The sequence below is a fragment of the Haemophilus haemolyticus genome (assembly GCF_003490595.1).
Taxonomy (GTDB): domain Bacteria; phylum Pseudomonadota; class Gammaproteobacteria; order Enterobacterales; family Pasteurellaceae; genus Haemophilus; species Haemophilus haemolyticus_L.
The window spans coordinates 1-23,660 of record NZ_QQGY01000009.1 but is presented as its reverse complement, the minus strand read 5'-3'; the positions used below and the strand labels follow the sequence as shown (position 1 = coordinate 23,660).

Genomic DNA, 23,660 nt, shown 5'->3' with positions numbered 1-23,660 from the left:
AGCCTCTTATAACTCTGCAACTAATTTATCAATAATGTCATTGTTTGCCGCTTCATCAATAGAACGGCCCACAATTTTCTCAGCACCAGCCACTGCCAATGAAGCCACTTTAAGACGTAATTCTTCTTGAACACGTTTACGTTCTGCTTCTACTTCTGCATAACCTTGAGCAATAATTTTTGCTTTTAGTTCTTCGGCTTCTGCCTTCACTTCGTCTAATACTTCATTGCGACGTTTATTCGCAGCATCTAAAATGTCTTGAGCTTGTATTTTTGCAGCTGAAAGTTCTTGTTCAACAAGATTTTTCGTATCTGCTTGCTCTTTTTTAGCTGCTTCAGCTGACGCTAAAGCGTTCGCAATTTGGCTTTGACGTGTTTCAATCGCATTAATAATTGGTGGCCAAACAAACTTCATGCAAAACCACACGAAAAGTGCGAATGCGATAAGTTGACCAATCAATGTTGCATTTAAATTCACAACGTCCTCCTTACTATGCTTGTTTTACGTTGATAAGCAAATAAGGTGATTAGTGTAATAAACCGATGAATGGGTTTGCGAAAATGAAAAGTAATGAAATACCAACAGCAATCATTGCAATCGCATCTAAAAGACCAGCCACTATAAACATTTTAGTTTGTAAGCTAGATGCTAATTCTGGTTGGCGAGCTGATGATTCTAAGAATTTACCACCTAGAATAGCAAAGCCAATTGCAGTACCTAATGCAGCAAATGCAAGAAGAATTGATGCACCGATGATTGTAGCTGTAATTACAGTTTCCATAATTTTCTCCAATAGAAGTTAAGTTTTAGCCCTAGAGCCGGTTAATAAAAAATGATTAATGATCTGCTTTGTTATAAGCAATACTTAAATAAACAACCGTCAACATCATAAAGATGAAAGCCTGCAAGGTAATAACCAAAATATGGAAAATAGCCCAAGCAAGATGTAACGGAATCCCTAATGCTGCAATGGCCATATTAGCGGAATACATTACAGCGATAAGAATAAAGATCAATTCCCCTGCATACATGTTACCAAACAAACGGAATGCGAGTGAAATTGGTTTAGCCAATAAAGTCACGGTTTCAAGAATAAAGTTAACAGGAATAAACGCCCAATGGTTGAATGGATGAAGCGTATATTCTTTAACTAAACCATTGAATCCTTTAGATTTTATTGTGTAGAAAAGAATTAAAAAGAAAACACAAATGGACATACCCAAAGTTGCGCTAATATCTGCTGTCGGCACTGCACGAAGATAATGAATACCGAACAAGCCTGCAAATTGAGGTAAGAAATCAACAGGAATTAAGTCGATAGCATTCATGATGAATACCCAACAGAAAATGGTTAATGCTAGTGGCGCAACCACGTTACGTGGACCATGAAAATTTTCTTTCACGATTCCATTAACCCATTCCACAACAATTTCAACTAAGCATTGCATTTTTCCTGGAACGCCAGTTGTTGCTTTTTTCCCTACTCGAGAAAAAACAAATAGGAAAATAACCGCAGCAAGAATAGAAAAGAACAACGTATCTATATGAACATTCCAAAATCCATCCCCTGTTTTGAGAAAGGATAAATGGTGGCTAATGTATTCCGATGTTGTTTGTCCAGACATAATAAACCCTTAGTACAAGTATAAAAATCAAATTCGGCGAAGCAAAAATGGAACTAAATTATTCAACATTAATGCAATAAAAAAACCACTAAAAAAAATAATAAAATTTGTAACCGAAAAGTATTTAAATGAAATACTAATAAAAACAATGGTTAGAACAAATTTTATTGCTTCTCCTTTATAAAGTGCGGTCAATTTTGTGGCTAAATGTTGTTTTCTATAAAAAACCACATACACAAAAACACCGAAAGGAATTAATGCCGAAAGGAATCCGAATAAAAAATCAAGCGCACTTTTCATTTGCCATAAAGCAAAAAAACAAGCCAATAGCAGCATAATGACTATTTCAATAAAAATAGCTTTTTGATACTGAACTTTCGCTTGTTGTACAATTCTCGACATTTTTAAAACCTTAAAACGTTCTAATTATACATTTGATCAAATTAGATTCAACTTAAAAAGCACTGAAAAACGTTAACTAAATCACACTTTTAGAAAAATTTTTACAAAATTGTAACTATTTAACGCAAAACGATTAAATGTCGTTCACCTATAAGTTCTGGAACATGTAATTTAATCACTTCTTGAATAGTATATTTTTCATTCAATTCATTAATTTCATCTTCCTGATAAATACCTTTTAATGCATAAAAATATCCATTTTCTTTTGGTAAATGATGACACCAATCTGTCATATCTTTTAACGAAGCAAAAGCTCGACTTAATACACCATCAAATTTATCTTCAGGTTGATATTCTTCTACTCGACTTAAAACAGGGATTACATTAGTTAGTCTAAGCTCGCGTATAGCATTTCGAATAAAACTAATACGCTTGCCTAAACTATCAAGGAGGACAAATTGTTTGGAAGGATTAATAATTGCCAAAGGTAAACCAGGCAATCCAGGGCCAGTACCGACATCAATAAAACGATCACCCTGTAAATAAGGACTTACTACAAGACTATCTAAAATATGTTTGACTAACATTTCTTGTGGATCACGTACAGAGGTTAAGTTATAAGCTTTATTCCACTTATGAAGTAATTGTACCAACTGAATCAGCTGATCTTTTTGTAGATCGGTTAATTGAATTTCTGCTTGAGCCAGTAAATTTTCGAGCTTTGCTTTCATTTTTCTATCTATCTTGTCTGTTTGTTGTCATTATACTTGAAAGTGCGGTTAAAATCCTTAGTGTTTTTATTTCAGCAAAAATTTAGCCTACTAATTACACCTTTTTAATTTGTAATATAAAAAAATGCGGTGAAAATTCACCGCACTTTTACATTTAAATTAAGAAAACATTATTCCCCGCGCTTCAGCATACCTTGTTTTTTCAAATTAACCAGAATAATTGAAATAGCAGCAGGCGTTATACCTGAAATTCGGCTTGCTTGACCAATGGAAACCGGACGATGCTGTTCCAATTTCGCATGTACTTCATTAGATAAACCAGACACTTTGCTGTAATCAAAGTTAGCCGGGATAGCCGTATTTTCATGGCGTTTTTGTTTTTCAATTTCTTCTTGTTGATGCTCAATATAGCCTTGATACTTAATGGCAATTTCCACTTGTTCTACGGCTTCTCTATCTTCCATTGCCGGTTTATATGGCGTTAAAGAAGTCAAAATATCGTAGGTCATTTCTGGACGGCGCAATAAATCTTCACCGCTAGCTTCACGCACAAGTGGGCTGCCAAGTACTTTATTGGCTTCTTCTAAATATCCAGAACGCGGATGCAACCAAATGCTGCGTAAGCGTTGGCGTTCCTGTTCAATATTTTCCATTTTTTGATTAAAACGCTCCCAGCGAGCATCATCAATTAAACCTAATTCATGGGCTATTGGCGTTAAACGAATGTCTGCGTTGTCTTCACGTAATAACAAACGGTATTCTGCACGAGAAGTAAATACGCGATATGGTTCTTTAGTACCAAGCGTACAAAGGTCATCAACCAATACGCCTGTATAAGATTGATCACGGCGTGGATACCATGCATCCTTCTCTTGAACATAAAGACCAGCATTAATCCCAGCTAATAATCCTTGTGCCGCCGCTTCTTCATAACCCGTTGTACCGTTAATTTGACCCGCAAAGAATAAACCCGAAATAGATTTAGTTTCTAAGGTTGGTTTTAAGTCTCGTGGATCAAAATAATCATATTCAATGGCATAACCTGGCTTCACAATGCGTGCATTTTCTAACCCTTTCATGGAATTAACAATGCCCATTTGCACGTCAAACGGCAAACTGGTAGAAATCCCATTTGGATACACTTCGTTACTGGTTAATCCTTCTGGTTCCAAATAAATTTGATGTGAATTACGATCCGCAAAACGCATCACTTTATCTTCAATGGATGGACAATAACGAGGGCCGATACCTTCAATTACACCGGTATACATTGGACTGCGATCCAAATTATTACGGATCACTTCATGAGTTTGTTCATTGGTGTGGGTAATATAACAAGGAATTTGTTGTGGGTGATCATCCACTGATCCCATAAAAGAGAATACAGGCAACACCGCATCACCATGCTGTTTAGCTAAAATATCAAAATTGATCGTACGCGCATCAATACGTGGTGGTGTACCTGTTTTAAGACGATCTACACGTAATCCGAGATCTCTTAATCGATGTGAAAGATTTACAGAAGCAGGATCTCCTGCACGACCACCTTCATAATTTTCCAAACCAATATGAATTTTTCCCGCTAAGAAAGTGCCTGCAGTTAATACCACTGATTTAGCACGAAAAATTAATCCCATTTTTGTGCTAACGCCTGTAACTCGATCTTGCTCAATTAGAATATCTGTCGCTTCTTGTTGGAAAATATCTAAATTGGGTTGATTTTCTAATGCTGTACGAACAGCTTGACGATATAGAACTCTGTCAGCTTGAGCTCGAGTAGCACGCACTGCTGGGCCTTTACTGCTATTTAAAGTACGAAATTGGATCCCTGCTTTATCTGCAGCATGAGCCATTAATCCGCCCATCGCATCTACTTCTTTTACTAAATGACCTTTACCGATCCCACCAATTGCAGGGTTACAAGACATTTGCCCTAAAGTATCTACATTATGTGTTAATAAAAGGGTTTTTAATCCCATACGAGCTGGTGCAAGCGCGGCTTCTGTACCCGCATGACCACCACCGATCACAATCACATCATAAGTTTCAGTGTAAAACATATCTATCTCTATTTATTCGGATCAAAAAATTGGCATTATTCTACAGAAATTTAAAACACCTTACAAAAAAAGAATGGATCTATTGATCCTTTGAAAGATCAGGTTTGTATTAGTAAATAAGATCTCTTTTTATATAGAAAGATCTTATTATTGTTACTATTAAGATCTTTTTTGGTTGTGAGTAACCTTATTCGATCCTTATGAAAACAGGTGTTATAGGAGTCAAAGATCTTGTGAAAATGCGATCATTTCCTTTAAAAATCTTGTGTGTAAAATGGAAAGTTATTAACAATTTTATTTTTGCTCAACGTTACTAAGTGAGTAAAAACAGTTTTATGACAGATTATTTATGAGTTATCCACAGATAAAAATAAATTTTTATTGAAATCCCTATAATTTAGTTTTTTTAAACAATTAATTTTATTAAATGTACGTTTTATGATTTGACTTTGTAGTTACTACAGGTTTTATGCTTCCTTTAAATCAAATAGTAAAGGAAGCAAAATGAAAAAAATTTCTACAGTACAAAATAATCCCCCTAAAGAATATCAGCAGCATGCATCTTGCCCTCATAGTCAAATCTCTAAAAATAAAATGGTATTAGGCATTAGTTTTGCAATTATTACCTTTTATATGGTTGTTGAATTTCTAGGGGGATATTGGTTTAACAGCCTTACTTTGATGGCTGATGCTGGGCATATGGCAAATGATAGTTTATCTATTTTTTTAGCATGGATTGGGTTATTTTTAAGTCTAAAATGGCAAAAATGGTTAGCTTTAATCAATGGAATTTCATTAGTTTGGGTCGCTATTTGGATTTTTATCGAGGCTGTAACACGTTGGCAGGCTCCGATAGAAATAGCCGCTTTGCCAATGTTAGGTGTAGCTTTACTAGGGTTTGGGATTAATTTGTTGGTAGCTTTTATTATGCTAAAAAGTAATCGCCATAATTTGAATATTCGTGCAGCGTATTTGCATGTTTTAGTAGATTTATTTGGTTCGGTTGTTGCTATTATTGCAGGAATAAGTGCTTGGTGGTTAAATTGGCAGTGGGTTGATGTAGTTGCTAGTGGTATTTTAAGTCTTTTTGTCTTATACAGCGGTATTTCCACGATTTCTAGGGCTGTTAAATCCTTGTATGATAGTAATACACATTTCTTATTAGATGATCATTCTCATTAAGGTAAAAAATTGCTTGAGGAAATAATGAAAATTAACGAATTAAGTAAATCTACGCATACTAATATTGAAACTATCCGCTACTATGAAAAGCAAGGAGTATTGCAGCCACCTAAGCGATTGGCTAATGGTTATCGATATTATGATGAAGAAAGTATAGAACAATTAAAATTTATCAAAAAATGTCGAACGTTGGGTTTCTCTTTAGAGAATATTAAGGCACTCAATCGTATTAAATTTAGTATGAAAGATCATTATCAAGCAGATCAATTAGTACTTAATCAACTGATTCAAGTGGAAAATAAAATATCTCAATTATTAGAAATCAAAGATTTTTTACAGTCTATTGTTACCGAAAGTGAACATAATGAAGAGGAATGTAAAGCAATAGAAGGATTGAAAAGCGAATGCAATTTGTAAAAATACTCAAAAATTTGACCGTTCTTTAGGAAGAAAAAACGCCGCCTAAATTTTAATTTTTAGACGGCATTTTATTTTTCTAGCTACTATTTCGACAAATCAATTTGATACACGGCAAAACCGATTTCGTCAGTACCCACCTGTTTCATCGGATATTGTGCTTTTTCAGCGATAAATTTCGCCGCTTGTTCGCTTGGCGATGTTTCAAAACGGACATCTAATTTATCGTTACCTGTAATAGGGACAAAACGCCAGTTTTTATCCGCATTTGGATTAACTGAACCTTCTTTCTCACTGGTTGCTTTAATATAATCAGCCAAAATTTGACGGCTTTCATCTGGTGAAGCGTAAACAATATGTTTATCACCAGTACCCGGGAATTTATTGCCGTAAGCACGATAATTATTGGTTGCAATTAAAAATTCTGCTTTTGGATCAACTGGTTTGCCTTGATAAGTGAGATTCACTACACGATGTGATTCTGGGTTAATTAATTTACATTCTCCATCGTAACGAGCAGGTTTAGTTAGATCGTATTCATAATTGACACCATCAATCACATCAAAGTTATAAGTGCGGAAACCTTCCCAGTCGATTAATGATTGTGGTTTATCACTTGTAGGGTCAATTTGTTTAAACATACCAGCACTACATTCTAACCATTCTTTTAATTGCTCGCCTGTTGCTTTAACAACTACTAATGTATTTGGATAGAGATATAAGTCCGCAGCATTACGAAAAGTTAATTCACCTTTATTTACTTCGGTATAACCTGTTGGGTCATTTTTACGACCACCCGCTTTAAATGGAGCACCTGCACTTAAAATAGGCAAACCAACCATTGCTGCCACACTGGATGCCACTTTTTCAACGTATGCTTTTTGTGCTTGGTTTACAATTTGAATGGTTGGATCATCTTGCACTAATGCAAGGTAACTATACATATTGTCTGTAGCTTTACCGATAGGTTGAGACACAAATTTACGTGTTGCTTCGTGAACTGGTGCTAAAAGAGCGGTGATTTCTGGGTCATTTTTTGCAAGTGCTTTTTTGGTTTCTACATCATAAATTGGACGAAGCACCGCTTTGCCTGAAGTCACAATCCATTTACCTTTGTGTTCTGTTAAACCTAAATCTACCACACTGATATTATTTGCCCAATAGCCAGCCATACTTTCTGGTACGCCTTTTACGGTACCATTTACGATGTCCGCATTTGGTGATTTCGCAAATTCTTTATTTGGGAATAAACGGTGTGAGTGACCAAAAATAACCGCATCAATATGTGGAACGTCTGCCAAATAGAATGCTGAGTTTTCAGCACCTTCTTTGTATGGTTCATCCGACGGGCCAGTGTGAGCTAATGCAACGATAATATCTGCCCCTTTTTTCTTCATTTCAGGGACATATTTTTGTGCTGTTTTTACAATATCACGGGTTTCCACTTTGCCTTGAAGGTTCGCTTTATCCCAAACTATAATTTGTGGCGGTACAAAACCGATATAACCGATTTTTAATTTATGTGTTTTGCCATTATTATCCACCACAGATTTTTCTTGAATGACATAAGGTGTGAAATAAGGTTCTTCTGTCCCTGCTTTTACTACGTTAGCATTCACAATCGGGAATTTAGCTTGTTTGATACTGTCAGCTAAATAATCTAAACCATAGTTAAATTCGTGGTTACCTAACGTTCCTACTTCATAATGCATAGCATTTAAGCAATCAACCGCAGGGTTAGATTTGCCTTCTTTATAGCCTTGTGCAGCTTGATAGTCTGCAATTGGATTACCTTGAATTAGGTCACCGTTATCTACTAATACACTATTTTTCACTTCAGCACGTGCTTGACGAATAAGGCTTGCTGCACGAGTAAACCCGAATTTATCGGTTGGTGCATCTTTATAATAGTCAAAATCGGTCAAGAAACTATGAATATCTGTTGTTGCCACAATGCGTAGATCAACATCGCTCTTTCCTTTTGCTATCGCAAAACGGTTTGCACTTAATGCAAGAATACTGCTTGCACCGATTTGAATAAAATGACGTCTATTAATCATTGAGTTTTCCTTATAAGGTGAGTAGATATTGCCTTTATTCTAAGAAAAATAGGAGATTCTTAAAAGAAAGGAGTAAAAATATTTTTATTTAATTAAGCTAATAATCTTTGTACTAAAGATGTATAAATATTAACCCCAGTAAGCAATTGATTTTCATCAAAATCAAATTCAGCTTCATGATGACCTGCTGTGCGATCTGCACCAAGAATGAAGTAAATAGCTTTGCCTCCGTGTTCTTGTACACGTCTACCTAAAATAGTCGCATCTTCACTTGCATTGAAAGCATAATCTGAATTTACGTTATTTATTTGTGGTTGTTCAAGGGATATTTCTTCGATGAGTTTTATAAGTTCAACATCGTTATTCATATCCACTGCTTCACCTACAATTTCAGTTTCATATGCAACATCAAAACTTATGGAAATACCTTTGGCTATTTGCATGACTTGTTCAGTCATGTATTCATTAATTGCTTTATTTTCTCCCCGCACTTCTAATTGTAATTCAGCAGAAGATGGGATGACATTTCGTCCTTCACCCGCTTTTAGCACACCTACATTAATTCTTGTCATGCCTTCGCCATGGCGTGCAATACCATGAAGTTGAGTGACCGTATGCGCTGCAGCTAATAAGGCATTACGACCTAAATGGGGCGCAGCACCTGCGTGCGCAGGTTTACCTTTGTAGCGAATATCAATTTTTGTAGTGGAAAGAAAATTTCTTGGATTAGCAATAACTGTGCCTGTATTCGCGCAAAAACTAATGTGTGAAGAAGCAAAATAATCTGCATCATCAATTATGCCACTTTGTGCAATGGCAGCTGCACCACGAACACCTTCTTCTGCTGGTTGGAATACAATTTTTACTTTTCCAGTGAGTTTATCTTTGTTCTGAGCGATCCATAATGCAACGCCTAAACCTATTGTAATATGTGAATCATGTCCACAAGCATGCATAAATCCATCGTTAATTGAGGCAAAACCTTCTTTATTTGGAATATGTTCGGATGAGCGAGTTTCAGTTACATTCACACAGTCGATATCAAAACGTAACGCGATGGTTTTTCCTGGTTTACCTGAATCAAATAATGCCACACAACCAGTATACCCTTCCATTTTTTCGAGCCATTTTTCATTGGCTCCATAGGCTTTTGCATTAGCTAAGCCTTTATCTACTACGGCTTGTTTTCGTCCACGAACAAAGTCAGGGTTTATAATTTGTTTACCAAGAAAAATTTCAAAACAACCTAAGTCTTCCAAGTAATCCGCAATGCGAGAAGTTGTCCAAAATTCACTCCAACCAATTTCTGGAAAACGATGAAATTCACGACGCCATTTAACAAGTTGATTTAAATCTAAGTTCATTTTTTTTCTCCTTTAAAAGTCTATAAAAACAGACCGCACTTAAAAAAAGTGCGGTCAATTTTTTACTATTTTTACAACATAAATAACGCTAAGAATAAAACAGCAAGTATCATGCCTGGTGCGGTACGTTTTACCATTTCTACTGGGCTTACCATAGCAAGGCCTGCACAAACAATGGTTACACCTGCAATTGGTGAAGCTGTACGACCGATTGCACCAGCAATTGCTGCTGCCATACCAAGATTTACATGAGTGTAGCCGAGTTCTACAGCATGTGGTGTGACGGCACTGTTAAAGGCTATCGCTGCAGCATCGCCAGAGCCTGTAATTAACCCCATTAAGAATGGTCCAATTGTTGCACCCCAACGTACAAATTCGTTGGATTCTTTTAAGAAAGAAATTGCAGCATCCACTGCGCCCGTAGATTTTAATCCTGCTACAAAAACACTGGCTGCAATGATGATACCAAGTACGTTTGCATAAGAATTTCCCATACCATTGAAAAATTCTTCAGTGATTTTTACTGGGGAAATACGAGTGACGATAATGCCATAAATTGCACCAATCAGCATTGCTTGAGGAACGCCCATTTTAGTCCATTCAAGACCTGGCACTTGTTGTAATGACGTTCCACCAATTACTAAAATAACTAATGGTATTAATGGTGCAAGGGCATAAAGTACATTGACGCCTTCAACAACTTTAATTTCACTTTCTTTTTGTTCTGCAAGATAAGCTTGACGATGTTGTTCACCATAATCTTTAAAAACAAGCGCAAGAATTGTTAAAACAACCGCACCTATTGCTCCCGCAATCATGCTATATGGCGCATGTGAAAGGTTTACTTGAGTGATAGTTAAGCCTGACATTTCACTAATCATTGCTGAGTGAGAAGAACCCGGGCTCATCATTGATCCAAAAGTACCTGCTAAAATAGCTGCCCCAGCAGTAGCTGGTCGAACACCCGCACTTTTTAAAACGGGAATTAATGTTGCGCCAACCGCAGCAGCACAACCAGCAGCAGAAGGAATAGCAATATTGATGAAAAAGGTGATGACGGTTGCAATCGGAATTAAGAAGAATTTTAATCCGCTTAATGGTTTGGTAAGTAAATGCACTAGATGAGTATCACATTGAGTGTATTTCATTACATAAGCAAAACCCATGCTAGAACAGATAGCCATAATTAATCCGCCAGATGTCATGCTTTTGGCAAAAGCATCTAATGCGCCCATTGTATTCAGCGTCAGAATGGACATTATTAAACCAACACCAATTAAAACGGTTCTGGTTTCGGCTTTTTTAATCAGAAAATAAATTGTGGCAATAATGCCAATCACTGCAACGATGGATTTAAATAATTCCATTATATGTTCCTTTTAAGTTAATAAGAAAAAGTTGTATTGATATCAAATGTGCCACATTCCATATTTTCACTGAAGCACAAAATAGGATTTTCACCCAACACAGTTGCCATTTCATTTTGTATATGAAGCGCAGAACCTTCAGGTAAGGCATATACAAATGCAGTTGGATTAACGAGTAAAAATTCTGCCAAACGTTCTTCTCGGCTTTCACCATTGTGGCCTTGCATTTTACCTGAAATAAAGTGCGGATTAATTTGATGAGGAAAAAGTTGTAATGCTTGAAATGAAGGAGGATAAGTAATCGGCATATCATTAGTTGTCATAATAGATGCGCCCGCTACATTGGCCCCAGCACTCCAACCAAAATAAGGCGTACCGTTATTTACTTTTTCGCGAATGATATCAATCAAATTGTGTTCATAAAGCTGTTTTAACAAACAAAATGTATTTCCGCCGCCAATAGCAATGACATCTGCTTGTTCAATGATATCTCGATGCTGTTTACCATGATGAACGGAAACAATATTCATCCTTAAATCAGAAAGTGCATTTTGCACAGTTTTTTCATATTCATCAAAAGTGCGGCGTACCCCAGCATAAGGCACAAAAGCAATTGTTTTACCATGATAATCAGCCAAGAAATTTTGTAACCAAGGTATGGTGTGTTCAAGATAACCTGTGTTCTTGTATTTTGAGCTACTGAGCAGTAACATGTTTTTCATATTTATAATCCTTTTTAGGGATGAAAAGTTATTGCTATTATGCCTAAGCTAAAAACAAAATCCAGCATAAAAGCTGGATTTTTATAAAGGCAACTCAGTTGTTGATTTAACCGTTTTTAGTGTTACTTCTGATTTTAAGGTTTTAATGCCAAGCCTAGAATTAAGATAGGTGGTTTTAATATGGTTAAATTCTTCTAAATCTGATACACAAAGTTTCAGAAGAAAATCGAAAGTTCCTGCCATAAAATGGCATTCGGTAATTTGGGGGATTAATTTCACTTCAAAAATAAACCGCTCTTTTAATTCAGGATCTTCTTCAAAGAAAGAACCTAATGCATAAACGATGAGATTACAGTTTACTTTTTTAGGATTTAATAAAGCTACATAGTTATCAATTACGCCACTTTCTTCTAAGTGATTCACTCGACGTAAACAAGCTGAATTTGAAAGTCCTATTTCGTTAGCCAGTTCATTATTTTGTAATCGGCCATTGCGTTGCAATGCTTTAAGAATACGGGTATCAATATTATCAAAGCGTTTTTTAAGCATAGTAAATCCTTTTTATGCTAACAAAAAAGATAACTTATTATAAAAGAAACCGCCTAGAAAAACTGTGATCTAGGCGGCAATTTGACTAATTAGTTAAACACTATATAAAGATACTTGTACTACCAATAAAATGGAGCCAATTAGTAATAAACATCCAATCATTGGCATGACGAATTTAACCCATCTATCAAATGGAATATGCAACATTTGGAGTGTCACCAAAACTAATCCTGTCGGTGCCAAGAATAGCATTGCATATTGTCCCCAGTTGTAAGCGGAAACCACGATATCACGTGGAATACCCACTGAGTCAGCAAGTGGCGCCATAATTGGCATTGAAAGTACGGCTAAGCCTGAAGAAGACGGCACGATTAAGCCTAGGAAAATAAATACGACTAATTGACCTAAGATGAATACGCTACCTGGCATACCACTAACCACATTAGACATATAATCAAGGATAGTGTCAGAAATCATACCTTGTTCGAGTACTAAGTTCACGCCACGAGCAAGACCGATGATTAAGGACACGCCTACTAATTCTGATGCACCTTCAGTGAAGGATTCTACAATATCTTTTTCAGACAAGCCACTAATAAACATAATGATGATAGTAATGGCAAGGAAAGATGCAGCCATTTGAGGGAACCACCATCCGCCAACCATTACACCCCAAATCATAATAGGGAATGCAATACAGAAAAGCGTTAAGATTAATTTGCGACGAGCTGAGAATGCGATAGTTGCATTTGGATCAAAGTTCTTCATATAACGTTGACGGAATTCTTCGCGATCGTCATAAGTGAAAGAAAAACTTGGGTCAGCTTTGATTTTTTTACAGTACCAATAAAGATATGCGATTACGCAAGTTGCCCCTAAAACTAAACCTAGAGCACGGAAACCAATACCTTCAGTAAATTGAATACCAGCTGCATTTGATGCGATAACAACGGAGAATGGGTTAATTGTAGAGAATGCGGTTCCCATAGATGAAGCAAGGAATATTGCCCCTACGCAGACTATCGCATCATATCCCAGAGCCAAGAATACTGGCACCAGAATTGGATAGAATGCCACTGCTTCTTCTTCAATACCGCATGTTGTACCGCCTAATACCATTAAGACGGATACGCTGAATACAATAAAAAACTCATTACCTTTGGTTTTCTTTGCGAGTGCCATCAAACCAGCATTAAAAGAACCAGTTCGGTTAATAACACCAATCATACCCCCCAACACGAAGATAAAGACCATGACATCAACAGCTTCGATGGTGCCTTCCACCATACTTTTGGTGATGTCTTCAATGCCTTTGTGGTGTTGTTCTACACGTTGATAAGTGCCTGGAATAGCGATTGGTTTTTTGATTACGCCTTCAGTGAAGTTGGAGAGTTTAATTTTGATATTGAGATTATCAAGAGTGTCAGTTGTGGCGGGATAAGTTTTATCGTCAACGCCGTAAGCTTTGACCACAAAAACATTATCAGTGGAGTTATATGTTAATTTTGAATATGAACCGGATGGAATAACCCAGGTCAATCCAACAGCGAGAATTAATATTGCAAATAAAATGGTAAACGCTGATGGGAAATTAAACGTTTTCTTCTTTTTGGACGCATCCATAGCGAGCTCCTTATGTGTAACGTTTAAAGTGCGGTTGGTAAAAACATCGGTTAAACCGACCGCACTTTTTACTTTGAGAATGATTTCTCAACGTTCTTTTATTATTTAGGCATAATAGGATATGCCTTCAGCTTTTTTCGTAATACGAGTACCAGCTTTTCCTTTCACAATGTCTACAATATCAGATAAAGAGCCTATTACTGCATCTTTTCCTGTTTGTTTCGCAAAGTTGATCGCGGCTTGTACTTTCGGCCCCATGGAACCTGCAGCGAAACCAAGTTCTGAAATAGCTTCAGGTGATGCGACTGAAATTGCTTTTTGAGTTGGTTTACCCCAATCTACGAAAGTTGCAGAAACGTCAGTTGCGATGATGAATAAATCCGCATCAAGATTTTCTGCAAGTAAAGCTGAACATAAATCTTTGTCGATAACGGCTTCAACACCTTGTAAATTATGGTTTTCATCATAATAGGTCGGGATACCGCCGCCACCCGCACAAATTACGATACTGCCTTTTTCAAGCAACCATTTGACCGGACGAATTTCAAAAATACGTTTTGGCAATGGACTTGGCACAACGCGACGATATTTATCACCATCTTGTGCGATAGACCAATTTTTTTCTTTTGCCAAACGTTCAGCTTCTTCTTTTGTATAAACAGGGCCAATTGGTTTAGTTGGATTTTTAAAAGCTGGGTCGTTGATATCAACTTCTACTTGAGATAATAAAGTTGCAAATGGCACTTCAAATGGAACTAAATTACCGAGTTCTTGTTGAATCATATAACCAATCATTCCTACTGATTCTGCACCTAATACATCTAAAGGATAGGTTGGTACATCAGTATAGGCAGCGCCTTGTAAGGCGAGCAAACCCACTTGTGGGCCATTACCGTGCGCTATCACTAATTCATTGTTTGGCCAAACTTTAGCAATTTGTTCACAAGCAATGCGAACATTTTGTCGTTGATTTTCGGCTGTCAGCGGCTCTCCGCGTCGTAATAACGCATTACCGCCTAATGCAATCACTATTCTCATACGTTCTCCTTATGCCAAACTTGCAACCATTACCGCTTTAATTGTGTGCATACGGTTTTCTGCTTGTTCAAATGCAATGTTCATTGAAGATTCAAATACATCTTCAGTTACTTCAATACCATTAGCTAATTCAGGATATTTTTCAGCAATTTGACGACCAACTTTGGTTTCACTGTTATGGAAGGCAGGTAAGCAGTGCATAAATTTAACTTTTGGATTACCAGTGCGTTTCATTAATTCAGGTGTGACTTGATAAGGAAGTAATAATTTAATGCGTTCTCCCCAAGTTTCTAATGGTTCACCCATTGAAACCCATACATCAGTATGGACAAAATCTACACCTTTCACCGCTTTATCTATATCTTCAGTTACAGTAATACGAGCACCACTTTCTTTCGCAAATTTTTCGCACATTTCCACAAGACTTGTTTCTGGTAATAAAGCTTTAGGTCCGCAAATACGAACATCCATACCTAATTTTGCACCAATTAATAAAAGTGAATTACCCATGTTATTGCGTGCATCTCCAATATATACATAGCTAATTTCGCTTAATGGTTTGTCGCAATGTTCAATCATAGTAAGCACATCTGCTAGCATTTGTGTAGGATGGAATTCATCGGTTAAACCATTGAATACTGGCACACCAGCATAATCAGCCAGTTCTTGAACGATACTTTGTTTAAAGCCACGATATTCAATGCCATCATACATTCTGCCTAATACGCGGGCGGTATCTTTCATACTTTCTTTGTGGCCAATTTGGGAGGAGTTAGGGTCGATGTAGGTGACTTGTGCGCCTTGGTCATGAGCGGCGACTTCGAATGCACAGCGTGTGCGGGTGGAGGTTTTTTCAAAGATGAGCGCGATATTTTTGCCTTTTAATTTTTGTTGTTCTGTGCCTGCATATTTGGCTCGTTTCAAATCTCGGGAGAGATCTAAGAGATATTTAATTTCACGTTCTGTGTGATGAACAAGACTGAGTAAATGTCTGTTTTTCATATTGAAAGCCATAATAATCTCCTTGTGTTTTGACTATCCATTGGGGAATAAACATACATCATTCGATGATACTGCTTGTTGTTCGAACAGTTGCATTATAAGAGAGATAAAATGAAATTTGTTATCGTTTTTCAACTGGTAATGCCAATATATGAAATTTTATTGCGTGGTTTTTAGTATTGTTAGAATTTGTGTTCTTTCAAATAAAAATAGATTAACTTGTTATTGGTATTAATTTAATCTAGATCAAACAAATTCTAATTAATCTAAATTTCCTTTTGTATCTAGTAGAAAAAAGGTTTTATCATTTTTTTTATAAATCTGAGTGATTTTATCGGGTTTATAACGAAACTTTCTATTCTAATCAAAAGGACTTAATTATGTACTGCGTACAATGCGAACAAACAATGCGTACACCTGTGGGTAACGGTTGTAGTTACTCTCAAGGAATGTGCGGTAAAACTGCGGAAACTTCTGATTTACAAGACCTCCTTGTTGCAACTCTGCAAAGCTTATCTGCTTGGGCTATTCAAGCGAGAGATTTAGCTATTATCGATAATGAAATTGATGCTTTTACGGCGCAAGCATTTTTCTCTACCTTGACTAATGTAAACTTTGATTCTCAACGTATAGTTGAATATGCGCAACAAGCCATCACTTATCGTGATAATTTAATAAAACGTTGCCGTGCACTAAATCCAAGTATTGATATAAACCATCCGTTAGCTCATTTACAGCTTGAATCCGCAACGATTTCTGATTTAACAAAACAAGCTGCGAATTTTGCCCTAAATTCTGACCGCACTTTGATTGGGGAAGAGGTACATGGCGTGCGTATGCTTTGTTTATACGGTTTAAAAGGTGCGGCTGCTTATATGGAACATGCCCATGTTTTAGGTAAATTTGATAATGAGGTATATCGTCAATTCCATGAGTTTATGGCGTGGCTAGGAACGAATCCAAGCGATCTAAATGAATTGTTAGAAAAGGCACTTGGCATCGGTAATATGAATTTTCAAGTAATGAGTTTGTTAGATGCGGGTGAAACAGAAGCATTTGGTCATCCTGTTCCAGCTACGGTAAATGTGAAGCCTGTTGCAGGAAAATGTATTTTAATTTCTGGTCATGATTTAAAAGATTTAAAAGCACTTTTAGAACAAACGGAAGGAACAGGGATAAATATTTATACTCATGGTGAAATGTTACCTGCGCATGGTTACCCAGAATTGAAAAAATACAACCATTTAGTTGGTAACTATGGAAGTGGTTGGCAAAATCAGCAGAAAGAATTTGCCAAATTCCCAGGTCCTGTAATCATGACCTCTAACTGTATTATTGATCCTAATGTTGGCAATTACGCAGATCGTATTTATACCCGTAGTATTGTGGGCTGGCCTGGTGTAACGCACATTGAAGATCGTGATTTCAGTCAAGTTATCGCGAAAGCGCAAGAAATGGCAGGCTTCCCTTATGATGAATTAGAACACAAAATTACCGTTGGGTTTGGACGTCAAACTTTATTAGATGCTTCAGATGCAGTGATAAATCTTGTTGCTGGTGGAAAATTACGTCATGTTTTCTTAGTGGGTGGTTGTGATGGCAGCAAAGGTGAACGTAGCTATTACACTGATTTTGCTCGTCAAGTACCGGAAGATTGTGCGATTTTAACTTTAGGTTGTGGTAAATATCGTTTTAATAAATTAGATTTTGGCGCTATTGATGGGTTACCTCGCTTGTTAGATGTTGGGCAATGTAATGATGCGTATTCTGCGATAATGCTTGCTGTAAATCTTTCACAAAAACTGGGTATTGGCGTTAACGAATTGCCATTAACACTTGTGCTTTCTTGGTTTGAGCAAAAAGCTATTGTTATTTTGCTTACCTTATTGGCATTAGGTGTTAAAAATATCTATACAGGGCCGACTGCACCAGCATTTTTAAATGATAATGTGATGGCATTATTAAATGAAAAATTCGGTTTGCGCGGTTTGACAACACCTGAACAAGATATGGCAGAAGCTTTAGCTAAATAACATTTCATAGAAAAGTGCGGTCGATTTTTTAATTTGTAGTATTAGCTTTATAAACATTTTAAAAATCCACCGCACTTTTTTCTATCTTCAAAGAGAAAATTCTATGTCAAATAATCAGAATCCGTTGTGTTATAACGAAATGCAGGTGCATTCCATTCATCAGGAAACTGATGATGTTTATACAATTGAATTAATAGCACAAGATTTTTACCCTTATGAGCCTGGCCAGTATGCTTTAGTAAGTATTCGTAATACACCAAATATTGTACGAGCTTATACGCTATCGTCTACGCCAGGAATGAGCCGTTTTGTTACTTTAACCGTTCGTCGTATTAAAAATGGAGTTGGTTCTAATTGGATTACATCCGAAATTAAAGAAGGTGATCAAATTTGGCTATCCGATCCAATGGGTAAATTTACCTGTACCCGCATTGTAAGTGATCGATATTTGCTTGTGGCTGGTGGATGTGGTGTTACGCCAATCATGTCTATGACTCGCTGGTTATTAAAAAATAAACCGGGTGTAGATGTGGTTGTATTCTATAGTGTCCATTCGCCTAAAGATGTTATTTTTAAACGAGAATGGGTATTACTGAAAGAACAATTTCCACAGTTAAAATTATTTATTAATGCTTCTGTTGATGCAGATGATGGCTTTATCGCTGGACGTTTAAATAGTCAAATGTTATCTGACCTTGTACCCAATATAGCTGATTATACAGTGCTTACTTGTGGCCCAGAGAGTTATATGCGTGATTTACGTGCGATGACAGAATCCCTTGGTATCCCATCTGAGCGTTTCTTTTTAGAGCAATTTCATTCTTCAGCAGAAAATTGTATGTTAGATAATAGTAAACAAGTGACGCTTTCTATTACTAATCCAGTACCTCAAACTTTTTCTGTACCTGTTGGAAAAACATTGTTAGCTGCTTTGGAAGAACATAAAGCACCGATTATTGCAGCCTGTAGAGAAGGTATTTGTGGTTCTTGTAAAACTTTAGTGGTGAGTGGTGATTATGAAGTGAGTTCAAACGGACCGCTAACAGAAGATGAAATTAAACAAGGTTATGTTTTAGCGTGCTGCTGTCAAATGAAAGGAAATATATCAGTTGATTTAATGCCTTAATCCTTAATAAAGTGCGGTTATTTTTATTACGGTTTTTTATACATTGATCTTAGACAAGGGCAATTTGTATATTTAGTGATATGATAACCGCAAATTATTTTTTGAGGTTTTTATGAATTTACATTTTCGAGCAATGGTGTCTGATTTAGATGGCACCCTTTTAACTCCTGAACATTTAGTGGGTGATCTTACCATTGATACGCTGAGAGCATTAGAGCAAAATGGCGTGGATATCATTTTGGCAACGGGGCGTAACCATACCGATGTGTCATCCATTCTTGGAAAAATTGGTGCGGAACGTGCGGTTATGATTACATCAAATGGGGCTCGTGTACGGGATTTACAGGGTAATTTGCTTTATAGCAATAGCTTGCCAGAAGAATTAGTTCTCGAGCTTTACAAAACGCCATTTGATACTTCCAAAGTATGCATGAATAGTTATCAAGATGAAGGTTGGTTTACTAATAAAGATATTCCTGCAATGCGTCAGTTCCATAAAGAATCAGGATTTGATTATAACGTTGTCGATTTCTCTAAACATCATGGACGTGGGACAGAAAAAGTCTTTTTTATTGGTAAAACTCCTGAGGATTTAGTTGAAGTAGAAACTTATTTACGAGATAAGTTTGGTGACGTAACGACAATTGTTTATTCAGCATTAGCTTGTTTGGAAGTAATGAATAAGAATGTTTCAAAAGGGGATGCATTAAAACATTTACTTGAATCGCGAGAATATGAGTTAAAGGACTGTATTGCTTTTGGTGATGGAATGAATGATGTAGAAATGCTTTCTTGGTCTGGTAAAGGCTGTATCATGCAAGATGCTGATATTCGTTTAAAAAAAGCTTGTCCAGAGTTAGAAGTTATTGGCTCAAATAAAGAAGAATCTGTTGCTCGTTATTTGAGAACCCAATTTGGATTAGATTATTAATGCAGGCATTATTATTCATAAGTTGTGGTGCAATATTAGGTGCGTCATTGCGTTGGGCTATAGGATTGTTATTTAATCCTTTATTTTCCTCATTTGCTTTTGGAACTTTAATCGCTAATTTGCTTGGTTGCTTAATTATTGGTGTATTACTTGGGCTTTTTTGGCAATTCCCACAAATTAGTGATGAATGGCAGTTATTTTTAATTACCGGTTTTTTAGGATCGCTAACCACATTTTCTTCTTTTTCTTCCGAAGTTGTGGAATTATTTTTTAATGACAAGTGGTTAAATGGATTTTGTGTATTGATGATGCATTTATTCGGATGTTTAGCTATGACTGTGTTGGGAATTTGGATATATAAAATTTGTTCTCAACTTTTATCTTAATCCCATTCACTTTGGTTTTGCCCAATTAAATCAGCAAATTCATCGCTACGAAATCCATGTGATAGCATATATTGCCAAATTTTTTGTTTCATTTTAGGCGTTTGCTGTTCGTTGTAATTTGGGAATTTTTTACGTAACAAGTTCTCAGCCATTTTATACCAATCAATTTCTGATTCCATTAAAACTTCATCAATAATATCAGAAGACACTCCTTTTAATTGGAGTAATTCTTGTCGAATTCTTCCTACACCATAACCTTTTTGTGCACGTGAATTTAGATAATTTTCTGAAAAACGATGATCACTTTGCCAATTTTTTGCCTGGCATAAAGATAATGCATCATCAATTTCTTCTTCCGAAAAGTTCTTTTCCTGCATTTTATTGCGGAGCTCGAATTCGCTATATTCTCTGCAAGAAAGAAGATTAACTATGTAATTAAAAGCAAGGGATGACAAGGAATGATTCCTTTATTTTTATTGAGTTGATATAAAGTGCGGTTAAAAATGACCGCACTTTTGGCGTTGATGATTTGATTTATTCAAAATCACTTTCTGATTCTGAACTATTTTCAGATTGTTCAATGTCAGCCATTAAAGCTTGTTCTGGATTAGCCACTAATTCTGCGCGTAAACGTGCTTCTAATTCATCAGCTTTTTCTGGATTTTCATTGAGCCATTTCATTGAGTTAGTTTTACCTTGACCAATTTTTTCTCCATTATAGGCATACCATGCACCTGATTTCTCTACAAGCTTGTGTTTTACACCAAGTTCTAATAACTCACCCGCTTTTGAAATACCTTCACCATAAAGAATTTGGAAATCTACTTGACGGAATGGTGCCGCTAGTTTGTTTTTTACTACTTTTACGCGTGTTTCATTTCCAATAATATTTTCGCCATCTTTTACAGAACCAGTGCGACGAATATCTAAGCGAACAGAAGAATAGAATTTTAATGCATTACCGCCAGTGGTGGTTTCAGGGTTACCAAACATCACACCTATTTTCATTCGGATTTGGTTAATAAATACAACTAAACAGTTTGCATTTTTAATTTGGCCAGTAAGTTTACGTAAAGCTTGTGACATTAAACGAGCTTGTAGCCCCATATGGGAATCACCCATATCCCCTTCAATTTCAGCTTTTGGTGTCAGTGCGGCAACGGAGTCCACAATGATTACATCAATTGCGCCAGAGCGAACTAATGCATCGCATATTTCAAGTGCTTGTTCACCATTATCTGGTTGAGAAACAAAAAGTTCTTTTACATCTACCCCAAGTTTTGCTGCATAAATAGGATCAAGGGCGTGTTCTGCATCAATAAATGCACAGGTTTTTCCCGCTTTTTGCGCTTGGGCAATGACGGAAAGAGTTAATGTGGTTTTACCAGATGATTCTGGTCCGAAAATTTCTACAATTCGTCCCATAGGTAAACCACCAATTCCTAGTGCAACATCTAAGCCAAGTGATCCTGTAGAAATAGATTCTACATCTAACGTTTTGGTATCGCCTAACTTCATAATTGAGCCTTTACCAAATTGTTTTTCGATTTGTCCTAATGCTGCAGCTAGTGCTTTTTGTTTTTCTTCTTGAGTTGCCATAATTAAAATCCTGTTTGAAGGTTCAATTTTTTGTGATTATATCTGTATTGATGTACAGGTCAAGAAAAATATTTATATTTGTGAAATGTATGAGATCTGTATTCCAAAGAAAGTAGATCAAAACCTTAAAATGAGGGAGTTATGATAAAAGCTTATTAATTGAATTTTAGGTTAAATTATATACAAAACATAAAGGTAAGAAAATTTTTAAATATAGTATATTTATATATAAACCAATTGTTTACATAAAAATAAATTTCAAATTTACGATCAGCTTCACAAATCTGAAATTTATTCTTAGTCAGATTAAAAACTTCATGGTATAAACCAAATCAGAAGTACTTCTACTGACCATCTTTAAAATTGTTATTCATAGGAGATTTATATGAATATAAAAGACGAGCATATAGATAATGTTTGCTCTATATTAGATCAGTTAGTAGGAAATGTTACCTTTAAAAATCTTTTTACAGGTTACGGTTTGTTTCACAAGGAAGAGACAATGTTTGCCATTTGGCAGAATAAAAAACTTTATCTACGTGGCGAGGATGAACTTGCAATTCAATTAAGTAAATTAGGCTGTGAACCGTTTACAACAAATGAGTTGAATAAGAGATTTGTACTTTCTCAATATTATGCACTTTCAGATCAGGTGATGCGTAATAATATGTTGTGTAGAAAGTTGATTATTCTTTCTATTCAGCAAATTCGCAATCAGAAGTTAGATCGTACTTTAAGAAAGCTGAATAGATTAAAGGATTTACCCAATTTAACTATCAAGCATGAAAGAGCGCTAATAAAAGTTGGCATTACTGATGTTGCAATGCTAAGAGAAATTGGTGCAGAAAATGCATTGGTGGAATTAAAGAAAAGCGGCAGCGGAGCAACTTTAGATTTTTATTGGAAGTTAGTATGTGCTTTGCAAAATAAAAATAGCCAGATGTTAAGTCAAGCTGAAAAAGAGCGTTTATTGAAGAAATTAAACGAGGTTTTGAGAAAGAATGGCTTGAAGGGCTATAGAAAATTAGATGACGAATAAAATTTGTTCACTCTAATAAATTTTTGTAAAAAGTACTTGCAAGGGATTTGAAAATCCCTATAATGCACCGCACACAACGACGCACTGTTGTGAAGTATTTAAGTTTGCACGTGCGTCGTTGTTTTTTGCTCTTTAACAATATATCAGACAATCTGTGTGGGCACTTGTTGATTGACTTGTTTTAAAAATATTTTTTAATTTTGAAGTCTTAATAGGTGCTTAACTGAAAATTCATAATTACTTTTTTAAGTAGTGTTTTATTTATAGCTAAGCAGTATATTGAGCGATTGAACTTGAATTGAAGAGTTTGATCATGGCTCAGATTGAACGCTGGCGGCAGGCTTAACACATGCAAGTCGAACGGTAGCAGGAGAAAGCTTGCTTTCTTGCTGACGAGTGGCGGA

At 36.2% G+C, this 23,660-nt stretch carries 23 protein-coding genes and 1 rRNA gene; 8 read left to right on the top strand and 16 right to left on the bottom strand.

Going from position 1 to position 23,660, the window contains the following annotated elements:
• Nucleotides 1-6: 6 nt before the first annotated feature.
• From atpF to mnmG, 6 genes are all read right to left on the bottom strand, one after another.
• A complete protein-coding gene (gene atpF, locus DV415_RS07845) occupies nt 7-477 on the bottom strand; it encodes a F0F1 ATP synthase subunit B (RefSeq protein ID WP_118791660.1) in 471 nt (156 codons plus the stop codon).
• A gap of 49 nt (nt 478-526) precedes the next feature.
• Entirely contained in the window at nt 527-781 is a 255-nt protein-coding gene (gene atpE / locus DV415_RS07840; RefSeq protein ID WP_005629249.1) for a F0F1 ATP synthase subunit C, read from the bottom strand.
• Nucleotides 782-836: 55 nt separating this feature from the next.
• Nucleotides 837-1,625: a F0F1 ATP synthase subunit A gene (gene atpB / locus DV415_RS07835; protein WP_118791659.1), complete on the bottom strand. Its 789-nt coding sequence runs from the start codon at nt 1,623-1,625 to the stop codon at nt 837-839.
• A gap of 27 nt (nt 1,626-1,652) precedes the next feature.
• Complete coding sequence (locus DV415_RS07830) at nt 1,653-2,027, bottom strand: ATP synthase subunit I (protein WP_053465998.1); 375 nt, start codon at nt 2,025-2,027, stop codon at nt 1,653-1,655.
• A gap of 119 nt (nt 2,028-2,146) precedes the next feature.
• Nucleotides 2,147-2,758 carry a 16S rRNA (guanine(527)-N(7))-methyltransferase RsmG gene (rsmG, locus tag DV415_RS07825; RefSeq protein WP_118791658.1) on the bottom strand — a complete coding sequence of 204 codons (612 nt, stop codon included), beginning with the start codon at nt 2,756-2,758 and terminating at the stop codon, nt 2,147-2,149.
• 170 nt (nt 2,759-2,928) lie between these two features.
• Nucleotides 2,929-4,818, bottom strand: coding sequence for a tRNA uridine-5-carboxymethylaminomethyl(34) synthesis enzyme MnmG (mnmG, locus tag DV415_RS07820; protein WP_118791657.1), 1,890 nt, complete (start codon nt 4,816-4,818; stop codon nt 2,929-2,931).
• 504 nt (nt 4,819-5,322) lie between these two features.
• Between mnmG and DV415_RS07815 the strand changes: the two genes are divergently transcribed.
• On the top strand, nt 5,323-6,000 hold the full coding sequence (locus DV415_RS07815) for a cation diffusion facilitator family transporter (protein ID WP_118791656.1): 678 nt from the start codon (nt 5,323-5,325) through the stop codon (nt 5,998-6,000).
• A 24-nt stretch (nt 6,001-6,024) separates the two neighbouring features.
• Nucleotides 6,025-6,417: a MerR family transcriptional regulator gene (locus tag DV415_RS07810; RefSeq protein WP_118791655.1), complete on the top strand. Its 393-nt coding sequence runs from the start codon at nt 6,025-6,027 to the stop codon at nt 6,415-6,417.
• A gap of 86 nt (nt 6,418-6,503) precedes the next feature.
• On the opposite strand, the gene cpdB is transcribed toward DV415_RS07810, so the two are convergent.
• From cpdB to DV415_RS07770, 8 genes are all read right to left on the bottom strand, one after another.
• Nucleotides 6,504-8,477, bottom strand: coding sequence for a 2',3'-cyclic-nucleotide 2'-phosphodiesterase (gene cpdB, locus DV415_RS07805; protein ID WP_118791654.1), 1,974 nt, complete (start codon nt 8,475-8,477; stop codon nt 6,504-6,506).
• A gap of 92 nt (nt 8,478-8,569) precedes the next feature.
• A complete protein-coding gene (locus DV415_RS07800) occupies nt 8,570-9,841 on the bottom strand; it encodes a M20 family metallo-hydrolase (protein WP_118791653.1) in 1,272 nt (423 codons plus the stop codon).
• A 71-nt stretch (nt 9,842-9,912) separates the two neighbouring features.
• Entirely contained in the window at nt 9,913-11,208 is a 1,296-nt protein-coding gene (gene dcuC / locus DV415_RS07795; protein WP_118791652.1) for a C4-dicarboxylate transporter DcuC, read from the bottom strand.
• 17 nt (nt 11,209-11,225) lie between these two features.
• Entirely contained in the window at nt 11,226-11,930 is a 705-nt protein-coding gene (pepE, locus tag DV415_RS07790; protein ID WP_179222780.1) for a dipeptidase PepE, read from the bottom strand.
• Nucleotides 11,931-12,011: 81 nt separating this feature from the next.
• Nucleotides 12,012-12,479, bottom strand: coding sequence for an Lrp/AsnC family transcriptional regulator (locus tag DV415_RS07785; RefSeq protein WP_118791651.1), 468 nt, complete (start codon nt 12,477-12,479; stop codon nt 12,012-12,014).
• 93 nt (nt 12,480-12,572) lie between these two features.
• The gene (locus DV415_RS07780) at nt 12,573-14,102 is read right to left on the bottom strand and encodes a YfcC family protein (protein WP_005658950.1); all 1,530 of its coding nucleotides are present in this window, start codon (nt 14,100-14,102) and stop codon (nt 12,573-12,575) included.
• Between the two features lie 105 nt (nt 14,103-14,207).
• Nucleotides 14,208-15,140, bottom strand: coding sequence for a carbamate kinase (gene arcC / locus DV415_RS07775; protein WP_046953375.1), 933 nt, complete (start codon nt 15,138-15,140; stop codon nt 14,208-14,210).
• Nucleotides 15,141-15,149: 9 nt separating this feature from the next.
• A complete protein-coding gene (locus DV415_RS07770) occupies nt 15,150-16,154 on the bottom strand; it encodes an ornithine carbamoyltransferase (protein WP_118791650.1) in 1,005 nt (334 codons plus the stop codon).
• 368 nt (nt 16,155-16,522) lie between these two features.
• On the opposite strand from DV415_RS07770, the gene hcp reads away from it, so the two are divergent.
• From hcp to crcB, 4 genes are all read left to right on the top strand, one after another.
• Nucleotides 16,523-18,175, top strand: coding sequence for a hydroxylamine reductase (gene hcp, locus DV415_RS07765; RefSeq protein WP_118791649.1), 1,653 nt, complete (start codon nt 16,523-16,525; stop codon nt 18,173-18,175).
• A gap of 103 nt (nt 18,176-18,278) precedes the next feature.
• A complete protein-coding gene (hcr, locus tag DV415_RS07760; protein WP_118791648.1) occupies nt 18,279-19,301 on the top strand; it encodes an NADH oxidoreductase in 1,023 nt (340 codons plus the stop codon).
• Nucleotides 19,302-19,413: 112 nt separating this feature from the next.
• A complete protein-coding gene (locus DV415_RS07755; protein ID WP_118791647.1) occupies nt 19,414-20,232 on the top strand; it encodes a Cof-type HAD-IIB family hydrolase in 819 nt (272 codons plus the stop codon).
• The gene (gene crcB / locus DV415_RS07750; protein WP_192879112.1) at nt 20,232-20,618 is read left to right on the top strand and encodes a fluoride efflux transporter CrcB; all 387 of its coding nucleotides are present in this window, start codon (nt 20,232-20,234) and stop codon (nt 20,616-20,618) included. Before DV415_RS07755 ends, crcB begins: the two co-directional genes overlap by 1 nt.
• Here the strand turns inward: crcB and recX are convergent.
• Together recX and recA are read right to left on the bottom strand one after the other, a co-directional pair.
• Nucleotides 20,615-21,073 carry a recombination regulator RecX gene (gene recX / locus DV415_RS07745; RefSeq protein WP_118790835.1) on the bottom strand — a complete coding sequence of 153 codons (459 nt, stop codon included), beginning with the start codon at nt 21,071-21,073 and terminating at the stop codon, nt 20,615-20,617. The two genes, crcB and recX, sit on opposite strands and share 4 nt — an antisense overlap.
• 79 nt (nt 21,074-21,152) lie before the next feature.
• Nucleotides 21,153-22,217 (bottom strand): recombinase RecA, encoded by a 1,065-nt coding sequence (gene recA, locus DV415_RS07740; protein WP_009499645.1) that lies wholly within the window; start codon nt 22,215-22,217, stop codon nt 21,153-21,155.
• A 385-nt stretch (nt 22,218-22,602) separates the two neighbouring features.
• Here recA and tfoX point away from each other — a divergent pair, with 385 nt between their 5' ends.
• Both tfoX and DV415_RS07730 read left to right on the top strand, forming a co-directional pair.
• Entirely contained in the window at nt 22,603-23,256 is a 654-nt protein-coding gene (gene tfoX / locus DV415_RS07735) for a DNA transformation protein TfoX (RefSeq protein ID WP_118790834.1), read from the top strand.
• 295 nt (nt 23,257-23,551) lie between these two features.
• Nucleotides 23,552-23,660 (top strand): 16S ribosomal RNA (locus DV415_RS07730); the annotation flags it as partial.